General features: G+C 71.1%; 10 protein-coding genes. All 10 read left to right on the forward strand.

What is annotated here, in order from left to right; genetic code table 11:
- Positions 1–90: 90 nt before the first annotated feature.
- The 10 genes from rplU to O7595_RS22340 all read left to right on the forward strand — a co-directional run bounded on the left by rplU (position 91) and on the right by O7595_RS22340 (position 12,268).
- A complete protein-coding gene (rplU, locus tag O7595_RS22295) occupies positions 91–411 on the forward strand; it encodes a 50S ribosomal protein L21 (RefSeq protein ID WP_017944922.1) in 321 nt (106 codons plus the stop codon).
- A gap of 14 nt (positions 412–425) precedes the next feature.
- On the forward strand, positions 426–680 hold the full coding sequence (gene rpmA, locus O7595_RS22300; protein WP_109293632.1) for a 50S ribosomal protein L27: 255 nt from the start codon (positions 426–428) through the stop codon (positions 678–680).
- 134 nt (positions 681–814) lie between these two features.
- Positions 815–2,251: a GTPase ObgE gene (gene obgE / locus O7595_RS22305; RefSeq protein WP_269730409.1), complete on the forward strand. Its 1,437-nt coding sequence runs from the start codon at positions 815–817 to the stop codon at positions 2,249–2,251.
- Between the two features lie 455 nt (positions 2,252–2,706).
- On the forward strand, positions 2,707–4,425 hold the full coding sequence (locus O7595_RS22310) for a glycosyltransferase family 4 protein (RefSeq protein WP_269730410.1): 1,719 nt from the start codon (positions 2,707–2,709) through the stop codon (positions 4,423–4,425).
- A complete protein-coding gene (locus tag O7595_RS22315) occupies positions 4,388–4,774 on the forward strand; it encodes a hypothetical protein (protein ID WP_269730411.1) in 387 nt (128 codons plus the stop codon). The genes O7595_RS22310 and O7595_RS22315 overlap by 38 nt, the downstream gene beginning before the upstream one ends.
- A 193-nt stretch (positions 4,775–4,967) precedes the next feature.
- Complete coding sequence (locus tag O7595_RS22320; RefSeq protein WP_269730412.1) at positions 4,968–6,467, forward strand: bifunctional cytidylyltransferase/SDR family oxidoreductase; 1,500 nt, start codon at positions 4,968–4,970, stop codon at positions 6,465–6,467.
- A 131-nt stretch (positions 6,468–6,598) separates the two neighbouring features.
- Positions 6,599–8,746: a hypothetical protein gene (locus O7595_RS22325; protein WP_269730413.1), complete on the forward strand. Its 2,148-nt coding sequence runs from the start codon at positions 6,599–6,601 to the stop codon at positions 8,744–8,746.
- 186 nt (positions 8,747–8,932) lie between these two features.
- Positions 8,933–10,060: a glutamate 5-kinase gene (proB, locus tag O7595_RS22330; RefSeq protein ID WP_269730414.1), complete on the forward strand. Its 1,128-nt coding sequence runs from the start codon at positions 8,933–8,935 to the stop codon at positions 10,058–10,060.
- Positions 10,061–10,203: 143 nt separating this feature from the next.
- Positions 10,204–10,770, forward strand: a complete 567-nt coding sequence (locus O7595_RS22335; RefSeq protein ID WP_269730415.1) for a hypothetical protein — start codon at positions 10,204–10,206, stop codon at positions 10,768–10,770.
- A gap of 214 nt (positions 10,771–10,984) precedes the next feature.
- Positions 10,985–12,268 (forward strand): glutamate-5-semialdehyde dehydrogenase, encoded by a 1,284-nt coding sequence (locus O7595_RS22340; RefSeq protein WP_269730416.1) that lies wholly within the window; start codon positions 10,985–10,987, stop codon positions 12,266–12,268.
- Positions 12,269–12,302: the final 34 nt, after the last annotated feature.

Genomic DNA, 12,302 nt, shown 5'->3' on the forward strand with positions numbered 1-12,302 from the left:
GGCCGTCCATCCCTTGCGGACTGTCCGGGCCCCGGCCCGTGCGGGCGGCTGGCATCAGGGGTTCCCGTTACGAGCGAGAGAGAGATCCGCGTGTACGCCATCGTGCGCAGCGGTGGTCGCCAGCACAAGGTTGCTGTCGGCGACATCGTTGAGGTTGACAAGATTTCCACTGCCAAGGTCGGCGACACGGTCGAGCTCTCGACCCTGCTCGTTGTCGACGGCGACGCCGTGACCAGCGACCCGTGGGTGCTGGCCGGGATCAAGGTCCAGGCCGAGGTCGTGGACCACCACAAGGGCGCCAAGATCGACATCCTGCGCTACAAGAACAAGACCGGCTACCGCCGTCGTCAGGGCCACCGCCAGCAGTACACGGCGATCAAGGTCACGGCGATCCCCACGGCTGCGAAGTAAGGGACTGAGGAGAGATGGCACACAAGAAGGGCGCATCGTCCACCCGGAACGGTCGCGACTCCAACGCTCAGCGGCTCGGCGTGAAGCGCTTCGGCGGTCAGGTCGTCAACGCCGGTGAGATCCTGGTCCGTCAGCGCGGCACGCACTTCCACCCGGGCGCGGGCGTCGGCCGCGGCGGCGACGACACGCTGTTCGCGCTGCAGGCCGGTGCCGTGGAGTTCGGCACCTTCCGCGGCCGCAAGGTCGTGAACATCGTTCCGGTCGCCTGACCGGAGTTCTTGCGAGGGCGGACCACTTCCCCGGGCGGGAAGCAGGTCCGCCCTTCGCTTGTTGACAGACAGACATGTCCGCACGGATCGCCGTGCTCCGCACTTCGCCACTTTCGTACTGGAGGCACAGGACCATGACCACCTTCGTGGACCGCGTCGAGCTGCACATCGCCGCGGGTAACGGAGGCCACGGCTGCGCCTCCGTACACCGTGAGAAGTTCAAGCCCCTCGGCGGGCCGGACGGCGGCAACGGCGGACGCGGCGGTGACGTCATCCTGACCGTCGACCAGTCCGTCACGACCCTGCTCGAGTACCACCACTCGCCGCACCGCAAGGCGACCAACGGCAAGCCCGGTGAAGGCGGCAACCGCTCCGGCAAGGACGGCCAGGACCTCGTGCTGACGGTGCCCGACGGCACCGTCGTCCTCGACAAGCGGGGCAATGTGCTGGCCGACCTGATCGGGCACGGCACGACGTACGTGGCCGCCGAGGGCGGTCGCGGCGGTCTCGGCAACGCGGCGCTCGCCTCGGCCCGCCGCAAGGCGCCCGGCTTCGCCCTGCTCGGCGAGCCCGGCCGGTCCGGCGACATCGTCCTGGAGCTCAAGACGGTCGCGGACGTGGCACTCGTCGGCTACCCGAGCGCCGGAAAGTCCTCGCTGATCTCGGTGCTGTCCGCCGCCAAGCCGAAGATCGCGGACTACCCCTTCACCACGCTCGTGCCGAACCTCGGCGTCGTCACCGCCGGCTCGACCGTCTACACCATCGCGGACGTGCCGGGCCTGATCCCCGGCGCCAGCCAGGGCCGCGGCCTGGGCCTGGAGTTCCTGCGCCACGTCGAGCGCTGCTCGGTGCTGGTGCACGTGCTGGACACGGCGACGCTGGAGTCCGACCGCGACCCGGTCTCCGACCTCGACGTCATCGAGGAGGAGCTGCGGCACTACGGCGGTCTGGACGACCGTCCGCGGGTCGTCGTGCTGAACAAGGTCGACATCCCCGACGGCAAGGACCTCGCGGAGATGATCCGGCCCGACCTCGAGGAGCGCGGCTACCGGGTTCTCGAGGTGTCCGCGGTCGCCCGCACCGGGCTGAAGGAGCTGTCCTTCGCCCTGGCCGACATCGTCGCGAAGGCGCGTGCGGCCAAGCCGAAGGAGGAGGCGACCCGCATCGTCATCCGCCCGAAGGCGGTCGACGACACCGGCTTCACCGTCACGCAGGAGGAGGACGGTCTCTTCCGCGTACGCGGCGACAAGCCCGAACGCTGGGTCCGCCAGACCGACTTCAACAACGACGAGGCGGTGGGTTACCTCGCGGACCGGCTGAGCCGCCTCGGCGTCGAGGAAGAGCTGATGAAGGCCGGTGCCCGTGCCGGTGACGGTGTGGCGATCGGCCCCGAGGACGACGCCGTCGTCTTCGACTGGGAGCCCACGATGATGGCGGGCGCGGAAATGCTCGGGCGCCGCGGCGAGGACCACCGCTTCGAGGCTCCGCGCCCCGCTGCGCAGCGCCGCAAGGACCGCCAGGCGGAGCGCGACGAGGCCACGCGCGAGTACGACGACTTCGAGCCGTTCTGATCCGAGCCGTTCTCATCCGGGTCGCGCTGATCGGGACCGTTCCGAGCCGGTCCGATCCGGGCGTCGCTCCGTTCTGAGGCCTTCTGATCGGAGCCGTTCCGATTCGACGCGTGGCGTCGGCCGGGGCCGGGGGCAGCTGCCCCCGGCCCCGGCCCGCTTTCGGGCCCGGCCCGATCCGTCGGCGCGGACCCGGCCACCGCGGTCCTCTCGGCGCGCACGAGCGGGCCACCGGCGCATCCGGAGCCGGCCCCGTGATGCACCCCCGCGACCGTCCACCTCAGGCCCGCGTCCGCGTCCTGGGCCGTTCCGTGGCGCCGTGCCGACATGCCCCGCGGAGGGGGGAGATGTCCCCTCCGTTCAGATCCGTGCGGTGGCGCAACCTCCTCCCCGATATCACCGTCTTGTTCGCGGGGGTGGGGCAGCAAGGTGCCCCAGCACGGTCGAACGGAGCGTTGATGAAGGTCTCCTTCCTCATCCACACCATCTACGGCATCGGCGGCACCATCCGCACCACGCTCAATCTCGCGGAGGAGCTCGCCGGACGCCACGAGGTGGAGATCGTCTCCGTGTTCCGGCACCGGGACGAGCCGCTCTTCGCGATCGACCCGCGGATCACCGTCGTCCCCCTGGTGGACACCCGGCCCTCGTCCCCCGGCAACGAGACCCAGCACCCCCTCGCGCTGCAGCCCGCCGAGCGCATTCCCGCCCACGAGGCGCGGTTCGGGGAGTACAGCAGGCTCACCGACCAGCGTGTGTGCGAGCACTACGCCGTGTCCGACGCGGACGTGGTCATCGGCACCCGCCCCGGACTCGTCGCGTATGTCGCCCAGTTCGCGCCCGCACGCGCCGTGCTCATCGGGCAGGAGCACATGACGCACCATCACCACAAGCCCGAGCTGCGCGCCGAGATGCGCCGGCACCTCGCAGCACTCGACGCGTTCGTGGCCGTCTCCGAGGGCGACGCCGCCGTGTGGCGGGAGCGGATGCCGCTGCCGGACACGCGGGTGCTGGCCATACCGAACAGCGTCCCCGAGCCCACGGTGCCCGTCTCCGACCTCGGTGGGACGACCGTCGTCGCCGCCGGCCGCCTCGCCGCGGAGAAGCAGTACGACGTCCTGATCGAGGCCTTCGCCGAGGTCGTGGCCGTGCGTCCGGAGTGGACCCTGCGCATCTGCGGCTGGGGCAAGCAGAAGGAACGCCTCCGCAGGCGCATCGACGAGCTCGGCCTCTACAACAGCGTCCATCTGATGGGGCCCCGCTCGCCCATCGAGCCGGAGTGGGTGAAGGGCGCCATCGCCGTATCCACGTCGCGCCACGAGTCCTTCGGCATGACGCTCGTGGAGGCGATGCGGTGCGGACTGCCCGTCGTCAGCACCGACTGCGACTACGGCCCGCGCGAGATCGTCGCGGACGGCGTCGACGGCCTGCTCGTCCCCGTCGGCGACCGCAGCGCCGTCGCCGCCGCCCTCCTCCGTCTCATCGACGACGAGCCGCTGCGCCGCCGTATGGGCTCAGCGGCCCGGTCCCACGCCCGCCGCTTCGACCCGGGCCCGGTCGCGAAGCAGTACGAGGAACTGTTCGCGGACCTCGGCGCGGGCACCCGTGCGCACACCGGGGGGCCCGCACCCGCCGTACCGGGGGACGACCGGACGGCCGCCTGCCCGCTCGTGGACTGTGTCGCCGAGGAGAACGGCGATGTGACGGCGACTCTGCTCGGCGAGCGCGCCGGGCGACCGGATCTCGTCTGCGTCCATCCCGACGCCGCCGTCCCCGACCGGGTCTTCCCCTTCGACGCGTCCGGCCGTGCCGTGATCCCCGTCGACGCCGGCCCTCGCCGAGGGCGTCTGGACGTGCCACATCGCCCCGCCGCCGGACGGCACGGTGCAGGAGGACGCCTCGGGCCGTCCCCGGCTCGTCGCCCGGGCCGTCGACCAGCGCGGAGCGATGCGGGCCGCCGAACGGGTCCGGCCGGGGGAGCCCGTGCGCACCCTGGTCCCCTACGTGCGGCACGGCGGACTCGCCCTGCGCTCCTGGGTGCGCCAGGCCCACGCCGAGTCCGGCGAGATCACCGTCGGCTCCCGCGGTATCACCGTGTCCGGGCGGCTGCTCGGCCAGGTGCGGCCGGTCGGGGACCCGGTGCTCCTGCTGCGCCGCCGCGGAGCGGACGCCCGTGAACTGGAGTTCCCCGGTACCCGCGTGGGGGCCGACGGGTTCCGCTGTACGATCCCGCTCGCCGCGCCGGTCGCCGTGCACGCCTCGGCCCACGACGTCTGGGACCTCTGGCTGCTCCCCGCACCGGGGGCCGCGCCGGTCCGGATCGGCCGGGTGCTCGACGACGTGGTGGAGAAGGGGAGCGTCTTCCCCTATCCCTCCGTCGACGTGCTCAGGAAGCGTCCGCTGGCACGGGTGCGTGCGCTCGTGGACGGGCTGCTTTCCCGGGCTCGCGCGCAGGTCACGGTGAAGATGTTCTTCAGCGCGGGAAACGAACTCGTGCTCAATGTCATCGATAAAACGATGAAGTAACGCTGCGCCACAGCCTTGGCCTGTGGTATCTGTCACCTCTTCTTCCGGTTCGCCCCCCCGCAAGCCCCTCTGACCGCAGGGTGAACAGGGGGTTTCCGGGCGGTGTGGACACCTTGAGGACCGCCTTGCGGGACGGTCACGCAGAGTGCGACCATCACACCGTCCCCAGTCATCGCAAGGTAGAGGTTCGTCTGTGTCCGTGCCGCACGAAGCCAAGCCCCGCACCACAGCAGTCGTGCTCGCCGGTGGTACCGGCCAGCGCGTGGGGCTCGCGATCCCCAAGCAGCTGCTGAAGATCGCCGGCAAGGCCGTCATCGAGCACACGCTGTCGATCTTCGAGCAGGCCGAGGCGATCGACGATGTGATCGTGCTGATGGCGCCGGGTTTCGTGCCCGACGTGGAGAGGATCATCGCGAAGGCCGGGCTGACCAAGGTCCGCCGCGTGATCGAGGGCGGCGCGACCCGGAACGAGACCACCGAGCGTGCGATCGAGGCCCTCAGCGAGGGTCTCGCGGAGGGCGAGGACGCCAATGTCCTCTTCCATGACGCGGTGCGTCCGCTTCTGTCACAGCGAGTGATCGCGGACTGCGTCAGCGCCCTCGACCGCTACCAGGCCGTCGACGTCGCCATCCCCTCCGCCGACACCATCATCGTGACCCGCACCCACGGCGAGGACGGCGAGTTCATCACCGACGTGCCGGACCGTTCGCGGCTGCGCCGGGGCCAGACGCCGCAGGCGTTCAAGCTCTCCACGATCCGCCGGGCGTACGAGATCGCCGCGGGTGACCCGAACTTCCAGGCGACCGACGACTGCAGCGTCGTGCTCAAGTACCTCCCGGACGTGCCGATCTACGTCGTCGCGGGTGACGAGTACAACATGAAGGTGACGCAGCCGGTCGACGTCTTCATCGCCGACAAGCTGTTCCAGCTCGCCTCCACCGCCGCGCCGCGCCAGGCCGACGAGGCCGCTTACCGCGAGCTGCTGGCCGGCAGGACCCTGGTCGTCTTCGGTGGTTCGTACGGCATCGGTGCGGACATCGCGGCCCTCGCCGAGGAGTACGGTGCGAAGGTCTACGCGCTGGGCCGCTCCACCACCGGCACCCATGTGGAGAACCCGGAGCACGTGGACGACGCCCTCTCCAAGGCGTACGCGGAGACCGGGCGCGTGGACTACGTCATCAACACCGCGGGCGTGCTGCGCATCGGCAAGCTCGCCGAGACCGACAACGCGACCATTCAGGAAGCGCTGAACGTCAATTACCTGGCACCCGTCCAGATTGCCCGTGCCTCTTACAAGTATTTGGCGGAGTCCAAGGGGCAACTGCTCCTCTACACCTCTTCCAGCTACACCCGGGGCCGCGCTGAATACAGCCTTTACTCGTCGACCAAGGCGGCTATGGTGAATCTCACCCAGGCCCTCTCCGACGAATGGGCGGCCGACGGAATCCGGGTGAATTGCGTCAATCCCGAGCGCACGGCCACGCCGATGCGCACCAAGGCGTTCGGCCAGGAGCCGGCCGGCTCGCTGCTGTCCTCCGAGGCCGTTGCCCGGACCTCGCTGGACGTGCTGCTCTCCGAGCTGACCGGCCATGTCATCGACGTACGCCAGCAGGACCCCACCCGTGGGGCGAGCGAGGCCTCCGGGTTCGAGCAGGCTCTGGCAACCGTCCTGGACCGCCAGGAGGATGTGTAATACTTCTCCATCAAAGATCTTATTCGGGCCTCTGAGATCGCTTCCGCGATACAGAGGCCCGAGTTAGTGAGGGCCCGCCTTCACGATTTCCTCCAATGTGAATCAAACGGCACCTTTGGAGCAGGTACTACGTGATTTCGACCGCCATTCGCCTGGCACGTGTGGGTAGCCGGTCAGAGCTGGCCGCCGCGGTCCTCATGGGGCTGAGCTATCCGTGCTTGATGATCGCCGCGCTGATCCCGGACATCTGGATGTTCGCGGCGGCCGCGGCCGTGACCTATGTCTCCGACTGGTACCTGCACCAGCGCGGCAGTTACCTGGTCAACCGCCTCAACAAGGTCCGGGCCGGTCTGCCGATCCGCTTCCTGCTCCGTGAGCTGCTGCTGATCCTGCTGCTCGCCCGCGCGGGTCTCGCCGAGGAACCGCTGTTCTACGCGGCGGTCGCCTGCTTCCTGCTCTTCTACGGCCTCCAGGCGCCGCACGGCGCGCTCACCACCCTGATCCGGCTGCGCCGGACCATGCCGGTCGTCACCCGCAACGTCGACCTCCACGCCGTGCGCATCCCGGACGCCCCGCCCCGCGCCCTGCTGCACCGCTCCGGCGAGAAGATGCTGCACCTGGACATCCCCGCGATGGGGGGCGTCATCGTCGCGGCGGCCACCGGGCACGACGTCGTCGGCTATGCCGGTACCGCCGCCGGCATCGCCCTCGGTCTCCTCTACACCGCGGCGCTCGTGCCGTATCTGCGCCGCAGGCGACGAGTGCCCTCCGGGCCGGCCGTCCTCAAGGCCGTCCAGAAGTGGCTCGGCGAGTACCAGCCCACCGTCGCGCTGTACTTCTCCGGCTCCGAGGACTCCGCGTACCAGGTCAACATGTGGCTCGAGACCATGGAGCAGCTCGACGGCCGGCCGATCGTCATCATGCGTGAGCGGAGCCTCGTCGCGAAGCTCAACGAGACCGCCGTTCCCGTGCTGTGCATCCCCGGCGGCCAGCACCTGATGGCGATGAGGTTCGACTCGGTCCGCGTCACGCTCTACCCGGCCAACGTCGGCAAGAACATCCACATGCTGCGCGTCCCGACCATGAAGCACGTCTTCATCGGCCACGGCGACAGCGACAAACTCGCCAGCGTCAACCCCTTCTCCAAGGTGTACGACGAGGTGTGGACCGCGGGCCGGGCCGGCCGCGACCGGTACGCGCTCGCCGACGTCGGCGTCCGCGACGACGACATCGTCGAGGTCGGCCGCCCGCAGCTGGCCCCCATCGAGTCCTGGACGGGCACGCCGAAGAACCCCATCCCCACCGTCCTCTACGCCCCCACCTGGGAGGGCTGGGACAACAACCCCGGCAACACCTCCCTGCTGCTCGCCGGCGAGAACATCGTCCGGCGGCTGCTGGAGGCGGACCCCCCGGTACGCCTGATCTACAAGCCGCACCCGTTCACCGGCATCCGCAACAAGAAGGCGCTCGCGGTCCACGAGCGGATCACGGCGATGGTGCGGAAGGCGGCCGCCGAGCGTGCCGCCGACCCGCGCTGGGCCGACCAGGCCGCGGCAGGAAGGGCCGAACGGGCCGCCGCGCGCGCCGGGCTGATCCGGATCGAGGCCCGGCTCGCGGAGCTCACCAAGCCCGGCCGCTCCGGCGGCGACCAGGCCGAGGAGTCCCGCGTCTCCCTCGCCGACCCCGTGCGCCTCGCCGAGATCAAGAGCCTGCGGACCGAGTGGAACGCCGCCTACTGGCGCTCCTTCGGCTGGTGGGAGCACACGATCGTGACCGGCGCCCAACCCACCCTCTACGACTGCTTCAACGAGTCCGACGCCATGGTCTCCGACATCTCCAGCGTCGTCTCGGACTTCATCGCCAGCGGCAAGCCGTACGCGGTGACGGACTCCGCGGAACTCGGCGCGGAGGAGTTCAGGCGCCAGAACACCGCGGTCCGCGCGGCGGTCGTCCTGTCCAACGGCGCCGAGGAGCTGGACGGTCTGCTGTCGGCCGTCGCCGACCCGGCGGCCGACAGCCTCGCCGACGCGCGCGCCGAGCTGAAGAAGTACCTCCTCGGGCCCGACGAGCCCACGTCGATCGAGCAGTTCGACGCCGCCGTGCGCGCCCTCGCGGTCAAGGCCGAGGCCCGCAACGCCGGCGTGGAGCAGCGCATCGGCGAGCAGGAGATCGGTGAGCTCGACCGCGAGTCCGACGCGGGTGGGCAGAGCACCGAGACCGGGGGCAACGGCGTCGCCGAGGCCGACGGCGCGGAGGCGACGGCCACCGCGGCCCGCTGACCCGGCGGCCGAGCACCGCCCACCGGCCCGTGAGCGGCCCCGCGAGGGGCGCGTTCACGGGCCGGTGCGCGTCGCGGGACCCGGTGGGCGAACGGCCCGGCGCGCCCGGCCCCGCCCTGTCCGGGAGCATGTCCAGCCGGCGAAACGGAAGCGCGCCGACGGCCGTGACTGACATAGATTCGCCACGTGACAGTGGCAAGGCAGTACGTGACGGAAGCACGCAGGATCGTCGTCAAGGTGGGCTCGTCCTCACTCACCACGGCCTCCGGGGGACTCGACGCCGACCGGGTGGACGCCCTCGTGGACGTGCTGGCCAAGGTCCGCAGCGGCGGCGAGAAGGAGATAGTGCTCGTCTCCAGCGGCGCCATCGCCGCCGGACTCGCCCCCCTCGGGCTGGCCCGCCGTCCCAAGGACCTGGCCCGGCAGCAGGCCGCCGCGAGCGTCGGCCAGGGCCTGCTCGTCGCCCGCTACACCGCCTCCTTCGCCCGCTACGGCGTCCGCGTGGGGCAGGTGCTCCTCACCACCGACGACACCAGCCGCCGCGCCCACTACCGCAACGCCTACCGCACCCTCGACCAGCTGCTCGCCATGGGGGCCGTTCCGGTCGTCAACGAGAACGACACGGTCGCCACCGACGAGATCCGCTTCGGCGACAACGACCGGCTCGCGGCCCTCGTCGCGCACCTCGTCCGCGCCGATCTGTTGGTCCTGCTGTCCGACGTGGACGGCCTCTACGACGGCGACCCCGGCAAGCCCGGCACGTCCCGGATCGAGGAGGTCCGAGGACCCGCCGATCTGGCGGGCGTGGAGATCGGGTCGGCGGGCAGGGCCGGCGTCGGAACCGGGGGCATGGTCACCAAGGTCGAGGCGGCACGGATCGCGGCCGCGGCCGGCGTCCCGGTGGTCCTCACCTCCGCATCCCGCGCCGCCGACGCCCTCGCCGGGCGCGACACCGGCACCTACTTCCGCCGCACCGGGCGGCGTTCCGCCGACCGGCTGCTCTGGCTCGCCCACGCCTCCACCCCGCAGGGCGCGCTCACCCTCGACGACGGAGCCGTCCAGGCCGTCGTCGAGCGCAGGAAGTCACTGCTGCCCGCCGGAATCGCGGCCGTGGACGGCGAGTTCACCGCCGGGGACCCGGTGGAGCTGCGCGACGCCGACGGCAGGGCCGTGGCCCGCGGACTGGTCAACTTCGACTCCAAGGAACTCCCCCTGCTGCTCGGCCGCTCCACCCGCGACCTCGCCAGGGAACTCGGCCCCGCCTACGAGCGAGAGGTCGTACACAGGGACGACCTCGTTGTCCTGAACCCCTGACGTCACCCCTGAAACGGCTGAAAGTCCGGCCTTCCGGCAGGGACCTTCATCAAAACCGCCCCGCGCCCGGCCCCGGACTGGTCAACTTTGTCAGGGGGGTAAGGCGGGGTTCGGCACCACGACGCATCGACAGGAGGCCGCCGGTGAGACGAGCGCGCCCAGGGGCGGCGCCCCGTGGGACACGGGCAACGACCCACGCCCGCAGGTCCGTGGGGGAGCAGCGGGCCCTGAGCAGTGTGGACGCGGGGGCCGACTTCGAGCGATCCGCGGACCTCGACCCACGGGACGGCCTCACCCCCGCCGGCGGGGCCCTCCGAGGGGAGCACGAGGCCGGCGAGAACACCGCGCCGCACGGCGACGAGCGGGCCGTCTCCCGGCTGTGGCACATCACCCTCTGCGTCTCGGGCGCGGAGACGCCGTTGAAGGAGGTCAGGCGCGGACTGGAGCAGCTCGCCCACGACCACCCCTTCCTGCTCACCAGCCGTTACGCCAACGACCACGCCGAGATCCGCTACTGGGAAGAGGCCCGGGACCTGCACGACGCCGCAGCGGTGGCCCTGCGCCTATGGGGCGAGCACCGCTCCACGGCGAAGCTTCCGCCGTGGGAGATCGTGGGCCTGGAGGTCATCGACCGCGAGACCTACCACCAGCGCATCGCCGAAGGGTACGGGCCGCCCCCGGCCACACCCGTCGGCGTCCACCCGTTCTGACGACCGCGGGCCTCGCGGGGCCGGTGCCGGGGAGCCCGACGCCGGCACCCGGAACCGTCACCGTGACCTGCCGGCCTCCGCCGCCGGAAGAGGGCTGTCCGGTACGGGGCCCGGAACCGCGCCGGGCCCGGTGCGGTACCAGCGCCCGGTCCGTCACGTCTCGCAGTGCGGGATACGTGAGGGATGCCCGCTGAGTGCGCATTACCCTGCGGGCATGACCTCGCTTTCGCCGTACGACAACCTGACCCCGGTCACCCGGGCCGCCTACCGTGCCCGCTCCGCAGCCGCCGACATCGCGCCACTTCCGCGCGCGGTCAAGGACGACGCCCTGCTGGCGATCGCCGACGCCCTCGAGGTCCGGACGAGCGAGATCGTCGAGGCCAACGCCGAGGACATCGCCCGCGCCCGGGAAGCCGGCACGAGTGAGGCGATCATCGACAGGCTCACCCTGACCCCGGAGCGGGTCCGGGCCATCGCCGCCGACGTGCGGCACGTCGCCGCGCTGCCCGACCCGGTCGGTGAGGTCGTCCGAGGCTCGACCCTCCCCAACGGGATCGATCTCCGCCAGGTCCGTGTCCCCCTCGGCGTGGTCGGCATCATCTACGAGGCCCGGCCCAACGTGACGGTGGACGCCGCCGCGCTCTGCCTGAAGTCCGGAAACGCCGTGCTGCTGCGCGGTTCCTCCTCCGCCTACTCCTCCAACACCGCCCTCGTGAGGGTCCTGAGGGACGCCGTCGGAGGCTCCGGGTTGCCGGCGGACGCCGTGCAGCTCGTCCCGGGGGAGAGCCGCGACTCCGTACGGGAACTGATGCGCGCCCGCGGTCTCGTCGACGTCCTCATCCCGCGCGGCGGGGCCTCCCTGATCCGGACCGTGGTCGAGGAGTCCACCGTCCCGGTCATCGAGACCGGCACCGGAAACTGCCATGTCTACGTCGACGCCGAGGCCGACCTCGACATGGCCGTCGAGATCCTGATCAACTCCAAGGCCCAGCGGCCCAGCGTCTGCAACGCCGCCGAGACCCTCCTCGTCCACCAGGACATCGCGGGGATGTTCCTGCCCCGGGCCCTGGACGCCCTCGCGGAGGCCGGCGTCACGATCCACGCCGACGAGCGCACCCTCGCCCTCGCCGAGGGCTCCAAGGCCACGGTCGTGCCCGCCACGGCCGAGGACTGGGAGACCGAGTACCTGTCCTACGACATCGCCGCGGCCGTGGTGGACTCCCTCGACAAGGCCGTCGAGCACATCCGCCTGTGGTCCTCCGGGCACACCGAGGCCATCGTCACCACCTCCCAGGCGGCGGCCCGCCGGTTCACCCGGTTGGTGGATTCGACGACGGTGGCCGTGAACGCGTCCACCCGCTTCACCGACGGGGGCCAGTTCGGTTTCGGCGCCGAGATCGGGATCTCCACGCAGAAGCTGCACGCCCGGGGTCCGATGGGACTGCCCGAGCTGACCTCGACCAAGTACATCGTGACGGGTGACGGTCACACCCGGTGACGGAGGGGCGCGGTCAGTTGCCCGCACTCCCTGC

Origin of the sequence: Streptomyces sp. WMMC940 (assembly GCF_027460265.1) — a bacterium.
In the GTDB taxonomy this organism is placed as follows: Bacteria; Actinomycetota; Actinomycetes; order Streptomycetales; family Streptomycetaceae; genus Streptomyces.